The organism is Rhizobium phaseoli (genome assembly GCF_003985125.1).
Taxonomy (GTDB): Bacteria; Pseudomonadota; Alphaproteobacteria; order Rhizobiales; family Rhizobiaceae; genus Rhizobium; species Rhizobium phaseoli.
Genome location: NZ_ML133569.1, coordinates 105,527 through 126,453, shown reverse-complemented (window position 1 = coordinate 126,453; position 20,927 = coordinate 105,527). Strand labels below are relative to the sequence as shown.

Genomic DNA, 20,927 nt, shown 5'->3' with positions numbered 1-20,927 from the left:
AGCATTGTGAACTGGGAACGCAAAGCTGCAACGGGCTTCCCAATGCGTTTTTGCCGCCATTGCCAAGCGCTGAAATCTGGCTAGAACAGGATGATTTTAGGCCGGATCGGCCTGAAATCTGAATCCTGTTCTAAATTAAAGAGTTAGAGCATGATGTTGTCCGAAAACCGCTCACACTTTTCGGCATCATGCTCTGTGTCCGCCTTGATTTGCCCGCCCGGAACATTCGACCATGAAGACAATCGCCGTTGTTATCGCAAGCCTTATCGCCTTTTCAGGCGCTGCCCATGCGGCTGATGCCACTGCTCCCGTGAGGGAGATCATGGACGCGACCAAGCGCAACTGGGCCGACAACAACAGCGACTGGACCGACATTTTCGATGCGAGCCGGCTCGACCATCTCTACAGCAAGGACTTCGTCGCCAGATACCAGGCGGCCGCGCAATTTCCTGCCGTCGATGACGACGGCATATCGCCCTTCGATTACGACGTCATCGTCAACGGCCAGGACGCATGCCCGCTGGAGGATCTGACGATGGCGGCGGCGGCCCCGGTCAACGGGACGACCGAGGTTACGGTGCGCTTCAAGAAATCCGCCTGCTCGGAGGCGCCTGACGCCAAGGACTACACGACCGTTCGCTTCGAGGTGGTCGAGGAGGCCGGCCAGGCAGTGATCGACGATATCGTCACCGAGAATATCGAAACGCAGGCCCGCGATTCCCTAAAGGCGACGATGGCGCTGATTGCCAAGGGCCAATAGGCGCGCGACATTCGGGACCATCGGGATTCGATCCCGGACGGTTCGCTTTCGCCAGGCATGGCACTATTTGTCGATCCTTCCGCGGCATGAGGGGTTTTGCATTTGTCTTCCGGCTTTCAGGCTCGCGACTGGCTGCTTGCCAACGATCCGGCGCTCTCGCGCTTGCGCATGGCGCTGCGGGTGACGCTGACGATCGTTTTCTCCTTTTTGGTCCTTCTTGCCATCGACATGTTCATCCTGCCGTTGCCGACCGCGGCCTTCGGCCTCGGCATCGTGCTGTCGATCGAAGGCGGAGTGGCGGTGCGCGACAAGGGCAATTCCCGCCAGTTGGTGACGCGGCTCCTTGGCTGTGTGGCAAGCCTTGCCGTCGTCGGCATCGCGGCGGGGCTCGAGGATCGCCGCTTTCTCTCCGATCTCGTCTTCCTGGCGGTGATCGCACTCGCCTCGGCAGGTCGTGTGTTCGGGCCGCGCGGTTTTGCCATCGGCATGTTCGCCTTCACCTCCTATTTCATGGGCGCTTATTTCCGGCCGCCGCTTGGCGAACTGCCTGAAGTGACGATCGGCCCCGTCGTCGCGGTGCTTGTCGGCCATCTGGTGAGGGCGGTGTTGCTGCCAGACGATTGGCGGCGCGACCTGCTGCGTTCGCTGGAAAGCGTCAGGGGCCGGATCAATCAGATCCTCTTCAAGCTCGCCGCCATCGCCGGCGCCGCCGAGATCGGCGACGCCGACCGGCAGGAGCTGCGTCAGTTGGAAGACCGGCTGAAGGAGGTGGTGCTGATGGCGGAGACCTTTATCCCGCGCCCGCCGACCGGCGTCTTCGATGGGGCCGCCGATCCCGCCGCCGAACTGGCGGTCCGGCTCTTCGACGCCCATCTTGCCGCCGAGAGCGCGATCGTGCTGAGCTTCCAGAGCCCGCCGCCTTTTGCGCTCATCCATGCCGTCATCGAGGCGGATGAGGCTGAACTCGCCAGATTTGAGGGGATGGCCGAGACCATCAGGGATCAGCCACAGGGCGAAACCGTGCGGGCCCTTCTCTGGCTCGGGGAGGCGCGGCAGCAGTTGACGCAGGCGATCGGCGAGGGGCAGGCCTCCGGTTTCTCCGAGATCGATGCGATCAAGGATATGGCGCAATCCCAGGCGATCGACTTTTCGCTTGCCAATCCTCTGCTGCGCGCGGCGCTGCAGATCACCATCGCGTCGGCGATCGCCATGAGCTTCGGACTGCTCTTGTCGCGCGAACGCTGGTTCTGGGCGGTGCTTGCTTCCTTCCTCGTCTTCACCAACACCAATTCGCGCGGCGACACCGCGATGAGGGCGCTGTCGCGCTCGCTCGGGACCGTGTTCGGGATTGCGATCGGCCTTGTGCTGGCAACGCTGATTTCAGGTGAGCCTGATATCGCCATCCCGGTTGCCGCCGTCTGCATCTTCCTCGCTTTCTATTTTCTGCAGGTTTCCTATGCGACCATGACCTTCTTCATCTCGATCGTGCTCTGTCTGGTCTACGGTATGACGGGCGTGCTGACCCTCGATCTTCTGAAGCTGCGCATCGGGGAGACCATGATCGGGGCGGCGGCCGGAACGGCGGTCGCCTTCATCGTCTTTCCCACACGCACGCGCGGTGCACTCGATTCCGCGCTTGCCCGCTGGTTCCTGGCGCTGCGCGATCTGCTTGGCGCCCTCGGCTATGGCAAGAGCGGTTTGGAACTGATGGCGCTGTCGCAGAAGATCGATGCTTGCTACCGTGATGTAACGGTGGCGGCGCGACCACTCGGTTCTTCCTGGTCGGTGGTGACGCGGCCCGGCCAGATTCGCCAGACGTTGGCGATCTTCCTGTCCTGCACCTACTGGGCGCGTATCCTTGCGAAGAGTTATCAAGCGCCGGCCGCCGACGACAATCTGAACAGGCTGATCGCGGCCGATCTCGCGCTGATCGACGATGCCGCCCCGCGCGGCTCCAGCTGCTTCCTGATCAAGCGCAAGGCATCGCGGACGACAGGACGACACCTGCCGCTGTCGCGCGAGGGCGCCAGGCTGGGACTCGAAATGATCGGTTCGGCGCTGGAAAGGCTCTATCCGCAGGCCGACGTCTTGCCGTTTGCGCCGGGCGAGTCTATTGCGCGCTCAAAACAAGGATAAGACCATGGCAGGCACGAACAGCGAGCGTCAACTTCTGGCCGAAGGGCCGGTTATCATTCTGGTCGAGCCGCAGATGGGCGAGAATATCGGCATGGTAGCGCGCGCCATGGCGAATTTCGGCCTTGTCGATCTTCGCCTCGTCAATCCACGCGACGGCTGGCCGAATGAGAAGGCGCAGGCCGCAGCCTCGAAGGCCGACCACGTGATCGCGGGCACGAGGGTCTATGACACGCTGGAGCAGGCGATCGCCGACCTCAATTTCGTCTATGCGACGACGGCGCGCAGCCGTGACAATTATAAGCCGGTGCGCTCGCCGGTCTTTGCTGCCGAGACGCTGCGCACGAAATTCCGGGGAGGTGAGGCGACTGGTATCCTCTTCGGCCGCGAGCGCTGGGGCCTGACCAATGAGGAAGTGGCGCTTGCCGACGAGATCGTCACCTTCCCTGTCAATCCCGCCTTCGCCTCGCTCAACATTGCCCAGGCCGTGCTGCTCATGTCCTATGAGTGGATGAAATCGGGCATGGAGGATATTGAAGCCGTGCCGTTCCAGGCGCTCGAGCAGCGCCCGTCCACCAAGGAGCAGCTCTTCGGCCTGTTCGACCAGCTGGAAGAGGCGCTCGATTCGCGCAACTATTTTCATCCGCCCTCGAAAAAGCCGAAAATGGTCGACAACCTGCGCGCAGTCCTCTCCCGCCGGGCATTCACGGAACAGGAAATCAGTGTGCTGCGCGGCGTCATCTCTTCCCTCGACCGCTTTACGCGCAACAGTCCGCGCAAAGGCGGTTTCACCCGATCCGGCAAGGATGCGCCCACCGATGACAGCGCCGACGAATGAGCTGAAACCCATCCTCCTCTTCGATTCCGGCATTGGCGGGCTGACCGTACTGCGCGAGGCGCGCGTGCTGATGCCGGAGCGCGGCTTCATATACGTCGCTGACGATGCCGGCTTTCCCTATGGCGGCTGGGAGGAACAGGCGCTGAAGGAGCGGATTATCGGGCTCTTTGGCAAGCTGCTGACGGACTATGATCCCGAAGTCTGCATCATCGCCTGCAACACCGCTTTCACCCTGGTCGGCGCCGATCTGCGCGCCGCCTTTCCTCAGATGACCTTCGTCGGCACCGTGCCGGCGATCAAGCCGGCAGCTGAGCGCACGCGCTCCGGCCTCGTCTCGGTGCTCGCAACCCCGGGCACGGTGAAGCGGGCCTATACGCGAGATCTCATCCAGTCCTTCGCGCAGCAATGCCATGTCCGCCTCGTCGGCTCGGAGAACCTGGCGCGCATGGCGGAAGCCTATATTCGCGGCGACACCGTGTCCGACGACGCGGTGCTTGCGGAAATCGACCAGTGTTTCGTCGAGAAGGACGACCAGAAGACGGATATCGTCGTGTTGGCGTGCACCCATTATCCTTTCATGGCCAATCTTTTCCGGCGGATTGCTCCGTGGCCGGTCGACTGGCTTGATCCGGCCGAAGCCATCGCGCGGCGCGCCCGCACGCTGGTTCCATTGGTTGCCGATGCCGTGCATCCCGACAATTTCGACTTCGCCGTGTTTACCTCGGGCCAGCAGGATTTCGCGACGCGGCGGCTGATGCAGGGATTCGGCTTGAGAGCTTGAGGGAATTGTCCTGTGGGTTGGCGAAATCAGCCCTGAAAATCAGCAGATTCTTTGATAGACGGGGCGTTGCCGTTTCGGAAGAATGGCGCTTCGTTCATGTGAGTCTTTTCGTCGCGAGGATCGGTATTGCAAGTTGGCATCGATATGGGATTGGCGTCCGGCAGCCCGGCGACGCTCGATATCGAGGAGCTGCTGGCGACCCGTCTGCTGGTGCAGGGCAATTCCGGATCGGGCAAGTCGCATCTGTTGCGCCGTCTGCTCGAGCAATCCGCGCAATGGGTGCAGCAGGTCATCATCGATCCCGAAGGTGATTTCGTCACGCTCAGCGACAGGTTCGGTCATATCGTCGTTGATGGCGAGCGTACCGAGGCAGAGCTGGCGGGCATCGCCAACCGTATCCGCCAGCATCGCGTGTCCTGCGTGCTGACGCTGGAAGGCCTCGACATCGAGCAGCAGATGCGCGCCGCTGCCGCCTTCCTCAACGGCATGTTCGATGCCGACCGCGAATACTGGTATCCCGTTCTTGTCGTCGTCGATGAAGCGCAGATGTTTGCGCCGTCCGTCGGCGGCGATGTCTCGGAAGATGCGCGCAAGATGTCGCTCGGGGCGATGACCAACCTGATGTGCCGCGGCCGTAAGCGCGGCCTTGCCGGCGTCATTGCCACGCAGCGGCTTGCCAAACTCGCCAAGAACGTCGCGGCCGAGGCCTCGAATTTCCTGATGGGCCGCACCTTCCTCGATATCGACATGGCGCGCGCCGCCGACCTGCTTGGGATGGACCGGCGCCAGGCGGAGATGTTCCGCGATCTGAAGCGCGGCAATTTCGTCGCACTCGGCCCGGCGCTGTCGCGCCGGCCACTGCCGATCCAGATCGGCGCAGTGGAAACCTCGGCGCGCTCTTCCAGCCCGAAGCTGATGCCGCTGCCGGATGCGCCGCAGGATGTCGAGGACCTGATCTTCACGCCCGATCCGGAAGAGTTTCAGCGTCCGCTGGTGCGCCGCGCGCCGCCGGCGCCGCGGCCGACCACCGATATCCTGGCGGAGCTCTCACGCTCGACGCCGGCGGCGTCGCCTGCACCGGTCGAGGCGAGGGCGAGCCAGTCGGAAATCTCCGCCGAGGAGCGGGAGGAACGCCTGGCCGGCGTGCTTGCCGAAATACTCGACGATCCCACCTCCGCCTTCCGCACCGATGCCGTGCTCTACCAGGATTTTCTCGTGCGGCTGCGCATGCGCCGCGTGCCGGGACCGCCGATCGCTCTGCCGGATTTCCGCCGGCGCGTGGCGATCTCCCGTTCCGGCGTCGATGCCGCGACGGCGGCGAGCGATGAGTGGACGACGGCGCTGTCGCTGTCGTCAGGCGTCACCGATGATCTGCAGGGTGTGTTCCTGATGCTCGCCAAGGCCGCTGTCTGCGGCGAACCGTGCCCGTCGGACGCGCGCATCGCCCGCGCCTATGGGACCCATTCGGCGCGGCGCGCCCGCCGCCTGCTCGGCTATTTCGAGGAGCAGGGGGTCGTCGTCGTGCACACGGATTTCTCCGGCAAGCGTATCGTGGCTTTCCCCGACATGAATTGCCAGACCGCACCGGGTGACGCCAATGCGCCGGATACAGGCGATCAGCCGCTGGCTGCGGAATAGTGGCGCTTTCGGGCTCTAGAACAGGATGATTTTAGACCCGCTCGGCCTAAAATCTGAATCCTGTTCTCAATTAAAAAGTTAGAGCATGATGTCGTCCGAAAACCCCCTACACTTTTCGGCATCATGCTCTTGCGCAGTTGACATTTTCATGACGGGCCTCTAAAGACCGCGCCAAGCACCGGGCAGCAATGTCCGGTGTTTCATTTGACATGTCCCGTGGATCGTTTCTGTTCGCGTAACCGAAACATCCTGTCAGATCTCGGAAGAGATCAGAGGAGGGCGTGTTTCCTTTGCGCGGTTTGGCAACAAACCGGCATAAACCTTTGAAAGGAAATACGATGAGCAAGCGCGAATCGTCCAAGTACAAAATTGACCGCCGCATGGGCGAAAACATCTGGGGCCGTCCGAAGTCCCCGGTGAACCGCCGCGAATACGGCCCGGGCCAGCACGGCCAGCGCCGCAAGGGCAAGCTTTCGGACTTCGGTGTGCAACTGCGCGCCAAGCAGAAGCTCAAGGGCTACTACGGTGACCTGCGCGAAAAGCAGTTCCGCGCGATCTTCGCCGAAGCCGACCGCCGCAAGGGCGACACCTCGGAAAACCTGATCGGTCTTCTGGAGTCCCGCCTGGATGCGATCGTCTATCGCGCCAAGTTCGTACCGACGGTCTTTGCTGCCCGTCAGTTCGTCAACCATGGCCACGTCACCGTCAACGGCGTCCGCGTCAACATCGGTTCGTACCGCTGCAAGGCCGGCGACGTCATCGAAGTTCGCGAGAAGTCGAAGCAGCTGGTGACCGTTCTGGAAGCCGTCAGCCTCGCAGAGCGCGACGTTCCGGATTATATCGAAGTCGATCACAACAAGATGGTCGCTACTTTCGGCCGCGTCCCGACGCTCAGCGACGTTCCGTTCCCGGTCGTCATGGAACCGCATCTGGTCGTCGAATTCTATTCGCGTTAATAAGCACCAGGCGTTTTCGCTTATGGAAAAGCCGCTCTTTCGGGCGGCTTTTTTGTTATCCGGAGAGAAGCGATGGCGGATCTGCAGGCGATCCTCGACAGTATCTATACCCATATCCTGCCCCGGGTCGGCGAGGGCAAGGTCGCCGACTACATTCCCGAGCTCGCCAAGGTCGATCCGCGGCAGTTCGGCATGGCAATCGTCACCGTCGACGGCAAGGTCTATCGTGTCGGCGATGCCGATATCGCCTTCTCGATCCAGAGCATCTCCAAGGTCTTCATGCTGACCTTGGCGCTCGGCAAGGTCGGCGAAGGTCTATGGAAGCGCGTCGGGCGCGAGCCGTCGGGATCGGCCTTCAATTCCATTGTCCAGCTCGAGCACGAAAGCGGCATCCCGCGCAATCCCTTCATCAATGCCGGCGCGATAGCCGTCACCGACGTCGTCATGGCCGGCCATGCACCGCGCGAGGCGATCGGTGAACTGCTGCGCTTCGTGCGTTATCTCGCCGATGACGAATCGATCACCATCGACGACAAAGTGGCGCGCTCGGAAACGCAGACGGGATACCGCAATGTCGCGCTCGCCAACTTCATGCGCGCCTACCGCAATCTCGACCATCCCGTCGATCACGTACTCGGCGTCTATTTCCATCAATGCGCCCTGTCGATGAGCTGCGAGCAGCTGGCCCGCGCCGGGCTGTTCCTGGCAGCGCGCGGCAGCAATCCGATGACCGGTCATTCCGTGGTGTCGCCGAAGCGGGCGCGGCGCATCAATGCGCTGATGCTGACCTGCGGCCATTACGACGGCTCGGGCGACTTCGCCTATCATGTCGGTCTGCCCGGCAAGAGCGGTGTCGGCGGCGGCATCTTCGCGGTTGCACCGGGCATTGCCTCGATCGCGGTCTGGTCGCCCGGGCTGAACAAGGTCGGCAATTCGCAGCTCGGCGCCGTGGCGCTGGAGATGCTGGCGGCGCGCACCGGCTGGTCGGTGTTCGGTGATTGATGCTGTGTTGCCGGGCGACTTTCTGCTAAAGCCAGCTTGATAAGACGAGACGGGCAGGCAATTCAAGCCTGCAATCTTCGATTGGACGAGATCATGAATATCGCAGCCAACATCGTGGAGGATCTGGGGCCCGTTGTATCAGGGGATGAGATCGGCCATGCGCTGTTTGCCGACGCGCCGCGTTCGGTCTCCTTCAACAAGCTGCGCAAGCGGCTGCTCAGACAGGTGCGTCAGGCCTTCGACGATTTCGATATGCTGAAAGGTCAGAAGCGTTGGCTGATCGGCCTTTCCGGCGGCAAAGATTCCTACGGGCTGCTGGCGCTGCTGCTCGATCTCCAATGGCGCGGGCTGCTGCCGGTCGAACTCATCGCCTGCAATCTCGACCAGGGGCAGCCGAACTTTCCGAAGCACGTGCTGCCGGATTATCTGACGAGGATCGGCGTCCGGCACCGGATTGAATATCGGGACACGTATTCGATCGTGAAGGAGAAGGTGCCGGAAGGGGCGACCTATTGCTCGCTCTGTTCGCGGCTGCGGCGCGGCAATCTCTACCGCATCGCCCGGGAGGAAGGTTGCGATGCGCTGGTGCTCGGCCACCACCGCGAGGATATTCTCGAAACCTTTTTCATGAATTTCTTCCATGGCGGGCGGCTCGCCTCGATGCCGGCGAAACTTCTGAACGACGAGGGCGACCTGATGGTGCTGCGGCCGCTTGCCTATGCGGCCGAAGAGGACCTCGCCAAGTTCGCCGGCGCCATGCAGTTTCCGATCATCCCCTGCGATCTCTGCGGCTCGCAGGAGGGGCTGCAGCGCAATGCGATGAAGGACATGCTCGCCGATATCGAGCGGCGGATGCCGGGGCGCAAGGACACGATGCTGCGGGCGCTCGCGCATGTTAATCCCTCGCATCTGCTCGATCCGAAGCTCTTCGACTTTTCCGGCTTGACAGTCGCCGACCCTTCGTGAAAGCCGGCTGCGGGAGGCTGGTCGTTGCATGAAGGACAGGATTTCGCATGAGCATTTCAGATAAGGATATTCTCTTTCTTGGCGATAGCGTCAGGCGGGCGGCACGCGCCGAAATCATGCCGCGTTTCCGCAATCTCGGCGCTGCCGATGTTTCGGAAAAGACCTCGGCAATCGACGTGGTGACGCAGGCGGATCTGCTCGCCGAACATAGAATTACCGCGGCGCTGAAAGAGCGATTTCCCGCAGCCCTCGTCGTCGGCGAGGAGGCCTATGACGCCGATCGGTCCGTCGTTCCGGCACTTGCCGATGCCGAGCTCGCCTTCGTCATCGATCCTGTCGATGGCACCTTCAATTTCGCCGCCGGGCTTCCCGTCTTCGGGACGATGATGGCGGTCACCGTCAGGGGTGAGACGGTCGCCGGCATCATTCATGATCCAGTCCTTGGCGATACGGTGACGGCGATCAAGGGAGCGGGCGCCTTCCTGACGCGACAGGACGGCCAATCGAGCAGGCTCCAGGTGGCGGAGCCGGCCGCCCTGAACCAGATGGTCGGCGGCATCTCCTGGGGCCATATGGACGACCCGGATCGCTCGCGCATCTGCTCCAACCTGGCCAAGATCAGGATGACCTTCGCCTTCAACTGCTCGGCCTATGAATATTGGATGGTCGCCTCCGGCAAGCTGCATTTCATCGGCCATGCGAAGCTGATGCCCTGGGATCACCTGGCCGGCGTGCTTGCACATCAGGAGGCCGGCGGCCATACGGCGAAATTCGACGGCACGCCCTATCTCCCCGGCGAGACGACGGGCGGCATCATCTCAGCGCCCGACAGGGACAGCTGGCAGCTGATCCGCCGCGAGATCATCGGCATCTGATTTGACACGCGAAAGGATTTGACATGACTGCGACTGTCGACGTGACCGCTCTAGCCGATCTCTTGCGCCGGGCGGCGAAGGCGGAGATTCTGCCGCGTTTCCGCCGGCTTGGCCGGCATGAGGTGCGCGCCAAAAGCGAGGCGACTGATCTCGTCACCGAGGCCGACGAGCAGGCCGAGCGGATGATCAAGGCGGAATCCGAGCGGCTTTGGCCGGGCGCGCTGTTTGTCGGCGAAGAAACGGTCGCAGCCGAGCCGGCGCTGCTTGGCCGGCTGGCCGACGCCGATCTCGCCATCGTCGTCGATCCGGTCGACGGCACGTTCAATTTCGCCGCCGGCATCCCGGCCTTCGGCGTCATGGCCTCCGTCATTTCAGGCGGAGAGACGATTGCCGGCATCATTTACGATCCGATGGGCGACGATTGGGTGATGGCGGAAAAGGGGGGCGGCGCCTGGCTGCGGCGGCCGGATGGCGAAGCGCGGCGGCTGCGCGCGGCCGAGCCTGTCGCGCTCGACCAGATGGTCGGCATGGCTTCCACCGGCTACCTGCCGCAGGAGAAGCGGGCCGAGATTCTCGGCAATCTTGCCAAGGTGCGCTTCCTCACCAACTATCGCTGCGCGGCCCATGAATACCGCACCCTTGCAGGCGGCCACGTGCACTACCTCATGTACAACAAGCTGATGCCCTGGGATCATCTGGCCGGCACGCTAGTCTCGCAGGAGGCGGGCGCCCATGCCGCCCGTTTCGACGGTTCTTCCTATCTGCCGTACCATCTCGACGGCGGGTTGCTGGTTGCACCCGACAAGGCCTCGTGGGAGCTGCTGCGCCGTGAGGTCGTCACGGTCTGAAGGCAGATCCGCTTGGGGGCCTTCGTGCCCGCCCTCGTGGTTCGAGACGGCCCTTTGGGCCTCCTCACCATGAGGGCTCTCTTTGCCGTCGCACCTTTTCTCGTGCGCGGGACCGTAGTTTTCAATATTAGAAGTGGGCAGCGCCCGGATCCAACTGCGGGCTGTCGCCCGGGTGGGTGAAGAGCTTGCCGTTCTCGGCCCAGAGGGTGGCTGCGATCGTCACTATGCCGAAGAACGCGAAGCCGCCGAAGAGAGGCTGTACCGTGCCGTTGAACATCTGGCCGACCAGGCCGCCGAGGATGGCGCCTGCCGTCGTCGAGACGAAGCCGGTGATGGCAGTCGCCGTCCCGGCGAGATTGCCCATCGGCTCAAGGCTGATGGCGGTGAAATTGGTGGCGATCACGGCAAACATCATCAGCACGATGGTGAAGATGCCATAGGCTGTGGCGAAATCCGCTTTGCCGGCCAGGGCAATGAAAAATCCGATTGCCGACAGTGCCGTGAAGATCAGCAGCGCGGCATGCGAAATGCGGCGCATGCCGAATTTGCGGACGAAGAAGCCATTGGCGAAATTCGCCACCGCAATGCCGCCGGCGGTGGCGGCAAAAGCGATCGGCAGCCAGTCGCCAAGACCATAGACCTCGCCGAAAACCTGCTGAACAGAAATCACATAAGCGCTGATGACGCCGGTGAACATTGTGAGGCCGATCATATAGCCGCAGGTTATGCGGTTGGTGAGCACGGTCTTGAAGCCGTCCGTAACCGAGCTGACCGACAGCGGCAGGCGTTCTTCCGGCGGCAGCGATTCCTTCAGCCGCAGAAGTGCCCAGACGAAGAGGATGGTGGCGACGGCGCCGAGCAGGATGAAGATCCAGTGCCAATTGGAATAGAGGATGATGAGTTGGCCCACCGATGGTGCGACGATCGGCACGATCATGAAGACGATCATGACATAGGACATGACGCGGGCCATTTCGCGGCCGCCGAAGCAGTCGCGGACGATCGCCATGGTAGTGATGCGCACCGCCGCACCGCCGACGCCCTGCACGAAGCGCATGAGGAGCAGCATTTCGAAGCTGCCGGTGGCGGCAGCGGCAAACATGCCGACAACATAGCAGACGAGGCCGCCGAGCAGGATGTTGCGGCGGCCGAACGTGTCGGAAAGGCTGCCGAAGAATATCTGCGAAACGCCGAAGCCGAGAAAGAAGACGCCGATGATGAGCTGGGCGTCGTTGGTGTTGGTGACGCCGAGGGAGCGGCCGATATTCGGCAAGGCCGGCAGCATGCTGTCGATCGCCATGGCGATGCTGGCCGTCATGATGGCAATGGTGACGACGAATTCGCCGAAGCCCATGCCGATGCGTCGGGAGCCCTGGTTTTCCTGGTGCGGTTTATGCGGCGGCGTCATGTGGAGATATCCTGGATGCGGATGAGGTCGGCGTTTCAAACGGCCGAATTGTGCTGCTGGAAGAGGCGGCCCTTCTCGGCAATCAGCACAAAGACCAACCCGACGATCGAGACCGTAAAATAGCCGGCGACCATCGGCAGGGCAGTGCCGTCGAAGGCCTGGCCGATGCCGGCGCCGATCATGGCGCCGCCGACCGTGCTCATGAAGCCGAGGACGGAGGAGGCGGTGCCGGCAACATGGCCGAGCGGCTCCATGGCGAGCGAGTTGAAGTTCGAGCCGATCCAGCCGAACTGAAACATGGCCAGACCGAAGAAGGTGATGAACAGCGCGAAAGGCATCGGCTCCGAACTCGTCATCTGGACGATGAGCCAGATGGTGTTGATGGCGATGAAGCCGAGGAGCGAACCGTGCGACAGGCGACGCATGCCGAGCTTGCCGACGAAGCGAGAATTGAAGAAGGACGACAGCGACATAAAGATCGCAACGCCGGCGAAGGCGACGGGGAAATAGACGCCGAGACCGTAAATGCCGACATAGACCTGCTGAGCGGAATTGATGAAGCCGAACAGCGCACCGAAGATGAACGTGCTGGCGATGGTGTAGCAGAGCGCGACGCGATTGGTCAGCACCAGCTTGAAGGCGCCGAAGATCGAACGGGCGGTGAAGGGGCGGACATTCTGTGGATGCAGGGTTTCAGGCAGGCGGATGTAAGCCCAGATCGCAATAGCGGTCGCCATGGCGGCGATGAAGAGGAAGATCAGGTGCCAGTTGCCGAAGAACATGACGACCTGGCCGGTGCCGGGCGCGATCACCGGCACGATCATGAAGACCATCATGATCAGCGACATGACCTCGGCCATCTGCCGGCCGCCATAGATATCGCGGACAATCGAGACGGTGATGACGCGGGTTGCGGCCGAACCAACGCCCTGCAGGAAGCGCAGGGCGAGCAATCCCGCAAAGGAGGGGACGAAAACGATGCTGATGGCGGATAGGATGTAGATGACGAGACCGATCAACAGCGGCGTGCGGCGGCCGAAACGGTCGGAGAGCGGTCCGTAGAACAGCTGAGCGCAGCCGAAACCGAGCAGATAGGTGGAGACGACGAATTGCCGATGATTTTCGCTCTCGACGCCGAGGCTCGCCCCGATCTGCTGCAGCGCCGGCAGCATGATATCGATCGCCAAGGAGTTGACGGCCATCAGGAAGGCGGCGAGCGCGATGAATTCACGCTTGCCCATGGGCAGGCGGCCCGCGGACACGGCTTGTGAGGAATCTGTCACAATGAAATTCCCATAAACAGGTCAAGGCGCTGCTGGCTGCAGCGCCTCGAACTCAAGAAACAGATTTGGAAACCGGGCGGACGTCCGGTGACCGGTCAGGCGGCGCCGCGAACGGTGACGCCGTTTTCCTGGAGATGCTGCTGCAGCTCACCGGCCTGGAACATTTCCCGGACGATGTCGCAGCCGCCGATGAACTCGCCCTTTACGTAAAGCTGCGGGATCGTCGGCCAGTTGGAATAATCCTTGATGCCCTGGCGGATCTCCGAATCGGCGAGCACGTTGATGCCCTTGTAGTCGACGCCGATATAATCGAGAATCTGCACGACCTGGCCGGAGAAACCGCACTGCGGAAACTGCGGCGTGCCCTTCATGAAGAGGACGACGTCGTTGTTCTTGATTTCGTTGTCGATGAATTCGTGAATGCCGCTCATGGGACCTGATCCTTTCAACGGGCGGGTTAAAGGCCCACCGTTTCAATCGTTGTCCTTAGATAGCATGTGACAGCAGGAATTCCAGACGCCTGAACCAAAAAAAGACCAATCTGGTCAGACCACTTCGGCGATGTGGCTATCACGTTACGGTTGTCGGGCCAGATGAGCCTGCATTCGGTCGATTTGATGCGAGGGACCGCGCTCGGCGCGGATAACATCGCGTCAGACCTCAGCTGCGGCGCTGGCGGCTGCGACCGGCTGCTGTGCGTCGCTTGCTGACCTGTTTGCGGGCAGGTTTGCGCTTGGCGGAGGTCGCCTTTCGGGCGGCAGCCGTTGTCGGGGCGGGGCGTGTCTTGCGCCGCCGGCGCTTCGTCGTGATGCGGCCGGTGGTTTTCTTCAGGATTTCCTTCAACACGCTGTCGACCACGCCTGATATCAATTCTTTGACAAGATCGGCCACAAACCCCTCCCTTCACGATGGAAATGACATGGCTGCTATTGAATTCCTGATGACTTCGGTTAGCAAGACGCCTTCGAGACCATACCTGCTTTTTCGCCGAGATCGGCGGCACAGCAGCCGGATCGTATCAACATGCCGGCCAGTCGCCCGGCCGAAAGAGCCGAATGAGATTGATAAAAAAGCGGGTCGTCCTGCATTTTCCGGGCTTCGAGCCGCTTGACGGCGTTGCCCATCGGGCGCGCTACGAGCGTTCAGCCAGGCAGAGTTCCGCCGTTTGGGGTTATTCGCTCGAAATCGGGACGCCGGACGCCGGCAGCGATCCTCTTAGGTTCGAGGTTACAACCAGCGGCGCGGCGCCTGGGGCAGGTGGAGCCGCTCCCGGGGCGGCCGAGATGGCGCCCGGGGCAGGGCCTATTCCTGCCAAGTGGCAGACGAAGAGCCGGATCTACATGGTCGATCACGACATGTTCGTGCGCAGGCTGCGCAGCGGCAATACACTGAGCCAGATCGTTGCAGGTTTTCGCAGCTGCGCCCAGATCATGCTCGAAGGCGGCATGCGGGGATATTTCCGTCATGCCTGGCGCTTCGGCCTGTTTTTCGTCTTTCCGTTCCTGCTGACAGCGTTGGCGATCGCGCTGACGGCGCAGATCGCCGTCGCCCCCTATAGTCTCGGTTTATCGCCCTGGCACATGCTCTGGAGCGGGCCGCTGGCGCTCTGCTTCTTCATCTTCGCATTCCTGCCGTTTTCCGAACGCTTCCACACGCTGCATCTCTTTGCCGATTGGGCAATGGCGGTGGCGCTCGGCCGCATGCACCGGGCCGATTTCAACGACTGGCTGGAAGAGCGGGCCAGCGCCGTGCGCAAGGCGCTTGACGAAGAGGCGGATGAATATGTGATTTCCTCGCACAGCATGGGCTCGAGCGTTGCCGCCCATGTCATCGGCATATTGCTGGAAAGGGAGCCGGAGATCTTCAAGGGCAAGCGCGTAGTGTTTGCCTCACTCGGCAGCGCCATCCTGCAATGCGCGCTGCTGTCGTCGGCGAGCCTGCTGCGCGCCCGCGTCGGCTTGATTGCCCGCTGTCGGGAGATTTCGTGGCTCGACGTGCAGTGCCTGACGGATTCGATCAATTTCTACAAGGTACCGGTTGTCGCCGTCTGCGGTCACGCGGACGCGCCCCCGGCGAAAATGCTCCTGATCCGCGTCAAACAGATGCTGACACGCGAACATTACCGCAAGATCCGCAAGGATCAGCTGCGCGTCCATCGGCAATATGTATTGGGGCCGGATTTGCAAGCGCCCTTCGACTTCACGCTGATGACATCGGGGCCGCTGACGGCTTCGGTGTTTGCCGATCCGGAGCAGGACAGGTTGCCGGCTTGAAGGCCCGAGTACCTCGATAGCGATGGACGTATAGCGTCTAGATCGAGTTCGTTGGTGGGTTCTTTTCGGGGCTTGACTTAATTCCAGCCCGCCAGGGCGTCGGGATCAATGGGTGCTCACCACCACGGCCCGACCCCAGCCTCCGTCATGCTCGGCCTTGAGCCGAGCATCCACACCGCATCCGTCAGCAGCAGTCGCATGGATCCCAGGCTCAAGGCCTGGGATGACGGAGGGTGTGGTTGGCGTTCTCGCCAACTCGCCCCCGGTGTACACAGCAGATGCTATATCCCGGCAGCTAATTCGCCCTCCCTTACCACCTGTGCTTGTCACAGGAACGAGGAGCAGAGGGGATGGCGGCGGCCTGCTTCAATGTCAATCCGGCGCTGAGGTCTGCAGCGCGAGTGCGTGCAATACGCCACCCATATTGCCCTTGAGCGCCTCGTAGACCATCTGGTGCTGCTGCACGCGGCTCTTGCCGCGGAAGGCTTCGGCGACAACTTCGGCGGCGTAATGATCGCCGTCGCCCGCCAGATCGCGGATCGTCACCTTGGCACCGGGAATCCCAGCCTTGATCATGTCTTCTATATCGCCGGGTTTCATGGCCATGATCGTTACTCCTTGCGCATTATTCCGCGGCGAGTTCGCCGCGGCCTTCCATGAAATCAGGGAACCACGATTCATGGGTATCGCGCAATTGCTGAATCGGCAGCGTAATGAGATCGCCGACGACGAGTGCATCTCCACCGACCGTGCCGAGGCGGCGGAAGGGAACGCCGGCGCCTTCGGCATTGACGCAGACGAAATCCGCCACATCGGCCGGCACCGTCAGCACATAACGCGCCTGATCCTCGCCGAAGAGCAGCGCATGCGGCGCACCCTTGCATTCGCCGAGATCGATCGTCAGCCCCTTGCCGGATGCCATGGCCATTTCAGCCAGCGCGACGGCAAGGCCGCCCGAAGAAATGTCATGGCAGGCGGTTGCCTGGTCGTTGCGGATGACGGAGCGGACAAAATCGCCGTTGCGGCGCTCGGCGAAGAGATCCACTTCGGGGGCGGGGCCCTCGCGGCTGGCGAGCACATCCCTGAGATAGACGGACTGGCCGAGATGGCTGCCGTCGAGGCCAATCATGATCACCTTGTCGCCGTCATTGGCGCTGCCGATGCGGGCCATCTTGCGCCAGTCCGGCAACAGGCCGACGCCGGCGATCGTCGGCGTCGGCAGGATGGCGACGCCGTTGGTCTCATTGTAAAGCGAGACGTTGCCTGAGACGATCGGGAAGTCGAGCGCCCGGCAAGCCTCGCCGATGCCCTTCACCGCCTGAACGAACTGGCCCATGATCTCGGGCTTTTCGGGATTGCCGAAGTTGAGATTGTCGGTGGCGGCGAGCGGCTCGGCGCCCGTTGCGGTGATGTTGCGCCAGCATTCCGCGACCGCCTGCTTGCCGCCCTCGAAGGGGTCGGCCTCGACATAACGCGGCGTCACGTCGGAGGAGAAGGCGAGCGCCTTGCTCTTATGGCCGTCGACGCGCACGACGCCGGCGTCGCCGCCCGGAAGCTGCAGCGAATTGCCCTGGATCAGCGTGTCATATTGCTCATAGACCCAGCGGCGGCTCGACTGGTTGGCCGAGCCGACGAGCTGCAGCAGCGCCTGGCCGTAATTCTTAGGTGCGGCGACGAGATTGGCGGGCAGGGGCGCGGGCTTACCGGATTCGCGCCAGGGGCGATCGTATTCCGGCGCCTGGTCGCCGAGATCCTTGATCGGCAGGTTGGCGACTTCTTCGCCCTGATGCACGACGCGGAAGCGCAGGTCGTCGGTCGTCTTGCCGACGATGGCGAAATCGAGACCCCATTTGACGAAGATCGCCTTGGCTTGCTCTTCCTTCTCCGGCTGCAGCACCATGAGCATGCGCTCCTGGCTTTCCGACAGCATCATCTCATAGGCGGTCATCCGCTCTTCGCGCACCGGCACCTTGTCGAGCTCGAGCAGGATGCCGAGATCGCCCTTGGCGCCCATTTCGACGGCCGAGCAGGTGAGGCCGGCAGCCCCCATGTCCTGGATGGCGATGACGGCGCCGGTCTGCATCAGTTCGAGGCAGGCTTCGAGCAGGCACTTTTCGGTGAAGGGGTCGCCGACCTGAACGGTCGGGCGCTTTTCCTCGATCGATTCGTCGAACTCGGCCGAGGCCATCGTCGCGCCGCCGACACCGTCGCGGCCGGTCTTGGCGCCGAGATAGACCACCGGCAGACCGACGCCCTTGGCCTCGGACAGGAAGATGGCGTTGGATTTGGCGATGCCGGCAGCAAAGGCGTTGACGAGGATGTTGCCGTTGTAGCGCGCATCGAACTCGACTTCGCCGCCGACCGTCGGCACGCCGAAGGAATTGCCGTAGCCGCCGACGCCGGAGACGACGCCGGAAACGAGATGGCGGGTCTTGGGATGATCCGGTTCGCCGAAGCGCAGCGCGTTCATCGCCGCGATCGGGCGCGCGCCCATGGTGAAGACGTCGCGCAGAATGCCGCCGACGCCGGTCGCGGCCCCTTGGTAAGGCTCGATATAGGAGGGGTGGTTGTGGCTCTCCATCTTGAAGACGACGCAATCGCCGTCATCGATATCGACCACGCCGGCATTTTCGCCGGGCCCCTGGATGACGCGCGGCCCCTTGGTCGGCAGCGTGCGCAGCCATTTCTTCGAGGATTTGTAGGAGCAATGCTCGTTCCACATGGCCGAGAAGATGCCAAGCTCGGTGAAAGTCGGTTCGCGGCCGATCAGATCCAGGATGCGCTGGTACTCGTCCGGCTTCAGGCCATGGCCCGCGATGAGTTCCGGCGTGATCGGGATGGTGTTTGGAATGGTCATGAGCGGAAGGTCCCTGGCGCGTTTTGCGCTGTCTTTAGCTTATGTCGCGGCGATGCGCGACAGGAAAATGCCCGCCGTCAAACACAGTGAACTGACCCCCGAAAGTTGAACACCCAACTTCGGGGGCAGTTCACGGGGCGGCCAGACTTTTCCAGCAAAAAGGACAATCGATCAGAACTTGTAGCCGATCTGCAGGCCGGCGCGCGTCATGCCGTCGTTCGGGCCGTCGCAGAGATTGGCATGCGAGGAGTGGGCAATCTGGGCCATGATGTTCCAATGCGGGGTGAAACGGTAGCCGGCACCGGCATATTCGTGGAAGAGGACGCGGCAGCCGAGTTCCGGGCCGTCATCATCGTCATCAAGATCGCCGGTGTGAACGACGCCGCCGAAACCGGCTTCGGCAAAGAGCTTGTCGTTGAAATCGACGGTCCAGGTGAAACCGGTGAAGAATTGGGTGGCTTCCCCCGATGTGCCGATCGAGGTGCCGAGATGGACACGGGGACGCAGCAATTGTTGCCAACCGACCGTTTCATCATAGCCGAAGGGATCGAAGAGGGCGGTAACTTCGGGAAAGACGCCATTTTCCCTGGAGTGCCCCGATTGTACCGAGGCCGAAACGCCGAAGCGCAGTTCGTCGAATATTTGTTCACCTGCACTTGCGGAGCCGGTCATGGCAAAAAAGCCAACTACCGCTGCCGCCGACGCTGTACCCAAGAAGCGCAGAGCGACTTTGCCGAAGTCGATCTTCATCTGCTGTCCTTTGATTCCCTCACTTGCGGGATAACCAAGAGGTAGCATGGAGGTCCGGCCGGTAAAGCATTGCCGTTCCGCGCTAATGTTTTTTTGGAACTATGACGTGTATTTGCAACAGGTCATATTTCGCCGTCGTAGGCGGAGCCGCCATTTTCCAGGAGTCGGCGCAGGATCATCAGTCCGGAGATCAGTTCCTGCCCTGTCTTCGGCGAGGAGAAACCGACGCGAACGCGATGATAGGATTTGTCGCCGCGCGCCGCCTTGAACTCGTCCTCATCATCGACGAGCACGCCGTCCCGGAAGGCGGCGTTCTTGAAGGTGCCGGACATCCACGGCTCCGGCAATTTCAGCCAGAGGAAGGGCGCGTGCAGGTGCGATTCGAACTCGAAGCCTCGCAACTGCTCGCGGGCGATCCGGACACGCCGCGAGAGTTCCTCGACGCTCTGTTTGCGAATCTCGTGCGCCATGCCGCTTTCGACGAGGCGTGCGCAGGTCTCCGCCAGGATGAAGGGCAGGCCACCGGTAATCATCCGGTGCGTTACCCTGATCCGCTGCGCGAAATGCGGCGGGCACGCGACCCAGCCGCCACGCACGCCGGCGGCGACAGATTTCGACAGGCCGCTGACCAGAAAGGTGCGATCGGGTGCAAGCGAGGCGATCAGCGGCGTATCATCGGCGGCCATGCCGCCGTAGAGGTCGTCCTCGATCAGCCAGACGCCGTGTTTTCTGGCGATTGCCGCAATTGCCGCGCGGCGCTCATAGGGCATGATTGTCACAGTCGGATTGTGAACGGTCGGCATCAGGAAGGCGAGTTTCGGATGCTGCTGCTGGCAGAGCCGTTCGAAATCGTCGGGAAGCACGCCTTGGTCGTCGAAATCGACGGTGACCGTGCGGCGGCCGAGAAGGCGGGCGCTGCGGCTAACCTGCGTGTAGCTGAGATTTTCGAAGACGATCTTGTCGCCGGGCGCCGAGACGGCGGCGATGACTGATATCGCCGCGGCATGGGCTCCGAGCGTCGGCACGATGTTTTCGGCCTCCGGCGTCCAGCCGCTTCGGGCCAGCCAGCGGCGTCCGGCCTCGAACCAGTTCTTCGGGAAGCTTCGGGAATAGGAGGAGATTTCGGAGAGATGCTGCTCGCCGATCTCCGCGAGGATGCCCGCAATGATCTTGCCCTGGCCAAGATCCGGCGCAGCGGTGGTGTCAAAACGGATCTTGTCGGCGGGCGCATCCTGGAGACGGGTGCCGCCGAGCGAGATCGTCAGCGGATCGATCTGTTCGCCGGGCGGCGATTCGGAACGGTTCAGCACATAGGTGCCGCGCCCGACTTCGCCGGCAACGAGACCACGTTCATGCACCAGTGCATAGGCCCGGCCGATCGTGCCGATCGTCACGCCGATATCATAGGCGAGGTTGCGCTGCGGCGGCAATTTGCTGCCAGCGGGCAGGGCACCGCTGGATATGGCGGATTCAATGCTGTCGGCAAGGCGGAGATAGACCGGTCCTGAGCCGCGGGAGAGATCGGGAAGCCAATTTGTCATGGTGACAATTCGTATATT

The 20,927-nt window shown here is 62.2% G+C and carries 19 protein-coding genes; 11 read left to right on the top strand and 8 right to left on the bottom strand.

Going from position 1 to position 20,927, the window contains the following annotated elements; all coding sequences use genetic code 11:
• Positions 1–232: 232 nt before the first annotated feature.
• The 10 genes from EFD56_RS10560 to EFD56_RS10515 all read left to right on the top strand — a co-directional run bounded on the left by EFD56_RS10560 (position 233) and on the right by EFD56_RS10515 (position 10,797).
• Positions 233–760 (top strand): hypothetical protein, encoded by a 528-nt coding sequence (locus EFD56_RS10560; RefSeq protein ID WP_085742601.1) that lies wholly within the window; start codon positions 233–235, stop codon positions 758–760.
• 96 nt (positions 761–856) lie between these two features.
• The gene (locus EFD56_RS10555; RefSeq protein WP_184337047.1) at positions 857–2,896 is read left to right on the top strand and encodes an FUSC family protein; all 2,040 of its coding nucleotides are present in this window, start codon (positions 857–859) and stop codon (positions 2,894–2,896) included.
• Between the two features lie 4 nt (positions 2,897–2,900).
• Positions 2,901–3,731: an RNA methyltransferase gene (locus tag EFD56_RS10550; protein ID WP_085742599.1), complete on the top strand. Its 831-nt coding sequence runs from the start codon at positions 2,901–2,903 to the stop codon at positions 3,729–3,731.
• Complete coding sequence (murI, locus tag EFD56_RS10545) at positions 3,712–4,512, top strand: glutamate racemase (protein WP_046977152.1); 801 nt, start codon at positions 3,712–3,714, stop codon at positions 4,510–4,512. Before EFD56_RS10550 ends, murI begins: the two co-directional genes overlap by 20 nt.
• A 126-nt stretch (positions 4,513–4,638) precedes the next feature.
• The gene (locus EFD56_RS10540) at positions 4,639–6,150 is read left to right on the top strand and encodes a helicase HerA domain-containing protein (RefSeq protein WP_085742598.1); all 1,512 of its coding nucleotides are present in this window, start codon (positions 4,639–4,641) and stop codon (positions 6,148–6,150) included.
• 338 nt (positions 6,151–6,488) lie between these two features.
• Positions 6,489–7,106: a 30S ribosomal protein S4 gene (rpsD, locus tag EFD56_RS10535; RefSeq protein ID WP_004676212.1), complete on the top strand. Its 618-nt coding sequence runs from the start codon at positions 6,489–6,491 to the stop codon at positions 7,104–7,106.
• A 72-nt stretch (positions 7,107–7,178) separates the two neighbouring features.
• Entirely contained in the window at positions 7,179–8,108 is a 930-nt protein-coding gene (locus EFD56_RS10530; RefSeq protein ID WP_085742597.1) for a glutaminase, read from the top strand.
• A 93-nt stretch (positions 8,109–8,201) separates the two neighbouring features.
• Complete coding sequence (ttcA, locus tag EFD56_RS10525; RefSeq protein WP_085743638.1) at positions 8,202–9,074, top strand: tRNA 2-thiocytidine(32) synthetase TtcA; 873 nt, start codon at positions 8,202–8,204, stop codon at positions 9,072–9,074.
• A gap of 47 nt (positions 9,075–9,121) precedes the next feature.
• The gene (locus EFD56_RS10520; RefSeq protein WP_085742596.1) at positions 9,122–9,949 is read left to right on the top strand and encodes an inositol monophosphatase family protein; all 828 of its coding nucleotides are present in this window, start codon (positions 9,122–9,124) and stop codon (positions 9,947–9,949) included.
• A gap of 23 nt (positions 9,950–9,972) precedes the next feature.
• On the top strand, positions 9,973–10,797 hold the full coding sequence (locus EFD56_RS10515) for an inositol monophosphatase family protein (RefSeq protein WP_085742595.1): 825 nt from the start codon (positions 9,973–9,975) through the stop codon (positions 10,795–10,797).
• A gap of 127 nt (positions 10,798–10,924) precedes the next feature.
• Here EFD56_RS10515 and EFD56_RS10510 read toward each other — a convergent pair whose 3' ends face one another.
• The 4 genes from EFD56_RS10510 to EFD56_RS10495 all read right to left on the bottom strand — a co-directional run bounded on the left by EFD56_RS10510 (position 10,925) and on the right by EFD56_RS10495 (position 14,379).
• Positions 10,925–12,205, bottom strand: coding sequence for a multidrug effflux MFS transporter (locus tag EFD56_RS10510; RefSeq protein ID WP_126905198.1), 1,281 nt, complete (start codon positions 12,203–12,205; stop codon positions 10,925–10,927).
• A gap of 35 nt (positions 12,206–12,240) precedes the next feature.
• Positions 12,241–13,446: a multidrug effflux MFS transporter gene (locus tag EFD56_RS10505; RefSeq protein WP_085742593.1), complete on the bottom strand. Its 1,206-nt coding sequence runs from the start codon at positions 13,444–13,446 to the stop codon at positions 12,241–12,243.
• 137 nt (positions 13,447–13,583) lie between these two features.
• Complete coding sequence (gene grxD, locus EFD56_RS10500; RefSeq protein WP_012483990.1) at positions 13,584–13,919, bottom strand: Grx4 family monothiol glutaredoxin; 336 nt, start codon at positions 13,917–13,919, stop codon at positions 13,584–13,586.
• A 229-nt stretch (positions 13,920–14,148) separates the two neighbouring features.
• A complete protein-coding gene (locus tag EFD56_RS10495) occupies positions 14,149–14,379 on the bottom strand; it encodes a hypothetical protein (protein ID WP_085742592.1) in 231 nt (76 codons plus the stop codon).
• 164 nt (positions 14,380–14,543) lie between these two features.
• On the opposite strand from EFD56_RS10495, the gene EFD56_RS10490 reads away from it, so the two are divergent.
• The gene (locus tag EFD56_RS10490) at positions 14,544–15,761 is read left to right on the top strand and encodes a hypothetical protein (protein ID WP_085742591.1); all 1,218 of its coding nucleotides are present in this window, start codon (positions 14,544–14,546) and stop codon (positions 15,759–15,761) included.
• A 372-nt stretch (positions 15,762–16,133) separates the two neighbouring features.
• On the opposite strand, the gene EFD56_RS10485 is transcribed toward EFD56_RS10490, so the two are convergent.
• From EFD56_RS10485 to EFD56_RS10470, 4 genes are all read right to left on the bottom strand, one after another.
• Entirely contained in the window at positions 16,134–16,367 is a 234-nt protein-coding gene (locus EFD56_RS10485) for a BolA/IbaG family iron-sulfur metabolism protein (RefSeq protein ID WP_004676237.1), read from the bottom strand.
• A 19-nt stretch (positions 16,368–16,386) separates the two neighbouring features.
• Positions 16,387–18,618 (bottom strand): phosphoribosylformylglycinamidine synthase subunit PurL, encoded by a 2,232-nt coding sequence (gene purL, locus EFD56_RS10480; protein ID WP_085742590.1) that lies wholly within the window; start codon positions 18,616–18,618, stop codon positions 16,387–16,389.
• Between the two features lie 171 nt (positions 18,619–18,789).
• The gene (locus EFD56_RS10475) at positions 18,790–19,368 is read right to left on the bottom strand and encodes an acyloxyacyl hydrolase (protein WP_085742589.1); all 579 of its coding nucleotides are present in this window, start codon (positions 19,366–19,368) and stop codon (positions 18,790–18,792) included.
• A 122-nt stretch (positions 19,369–19,490) separates the two neighbouring features.
• Positions 19,491–20,909, bottom strand: coding sequence for an aminotransferase-like domain-containing protein (locus EFD56_RS10470; RefSeq protein ID WP_085742588.1), 1,419 nt, complete (start codon positions 20,907–20,909; stop codon positions 19,491–19,493).
• Positions 20,910–20,927: the final 18 nt, after the last annotated feature.

Bases quoted from the DNA above. Each gene is read 5' to 3' on its own strand.
- EFD56_RS10560 (WP_085742601.1), top strand. From the start codon at position 233: ATGAAGACAATCGCCGTTGTTATCGCAAGCCTTATCGCCTTTTCAGGC.
- EFD56_RS10550 (WP_085742599.1), top strand. From the start codon at position 2,901: ATGGCAGGCACGAACAGCGAGCGTCAACTTCTGGCCGAAGGGCCGGTT.
- murI (WP_046977152.1), top strand. From the start codon at position 3,712: ATGACAGCGCCGACGAATGAGCTGAAACCCATCCTCCTCTTCGATTCC.
- rpsD (WP_004676212.1), top strand. From the start codon at position 6,489: ATGAGCAAGCGCGAATCGTCCAAGTACAAAATTGACCGCCGCATGGGC.
- EFD56_RS10530 (WP_085742597.1), top strand. From the start codon at position 7,179: ATGGCGGATCTGCAGGCGATCCTCGACAGTATCTATACCCATATCCTG.
- ttcA (WP_085743638.1), top strand. From the start codon at position 8,202: ATGAATATCGCAGCCAACATCGTGGAGGATCTGGGGCCCGTTGTATCA.
- EFD56_RS10520 (WP_085742596.1), top strand. From the start codon at position 9,122: ATGAGCATTTCAGATAAGGATATTCTCTTTCTTGGCGATAGCGTCAGG.
- EFD56_RS10515 (WP_085742595.1), top strand. From the start codon at position 9,973: ATGACTGCGACTGTCGACGTGACCGCTCTAGCCGATCTCTTGCGCCGG.
- EFD56_RS10510 (WP_126905198.1), bottom strand. From the start codon at position 12,205: ATGACGCCGCCGCATAAACCGCACCAGGAAAACCAGGGCTCCCGACGC.
- EFD56_RS10505 (WP_085742593.1), bottom strand. From the start codon at position 13,446: ATGGGCAAGCGTGAATTCATCGCGCTCGCCGCCTTCCTGATGGCCGTC.
- grxD (WP_012483990.1), bottom strand. From the start codon at position 13,919: ATGAGCGGCATTCACGAATTCATCGACAACGAAATCAAGAACAACGAC.
- EFD56_RS10490 (WP_085742591.1), top strand. From the start codon at position 14,544: ATGAGATTGATAAAAAAGCGGGTCGTCCTGCATTTTCCGGGCTTCGAG.
- EFD56_RS10485 (WP_004676237.1), bottom strand. From the start codon at position 16,367: ATGGCCATGAAACCCGGCGATATAGAAGACATGATCAAGGCTGGGATT.
- purL (WP_085742590.1), bottom strand. From the start codon at position 18,618: ATGACCATTCCAAACACCATCCCGATCACGCCGGAACTCATCGCGGGC.
- EFD56_RS10475 (WP_085742589.1), bottom strand. From the start codon at position 19,368: ATGAAGATCGACTTCGGCAAAGTCGCTCTGCGCTTCTTGGGTACAGCG.
- EFD56_RS10470 (WP_085742588.1), bottom strand. From the start codon at position 20,909: ATGACAAATTGGCTTCCCGATCTCTCCCGCGGCTCAGGACCGGTCTAT.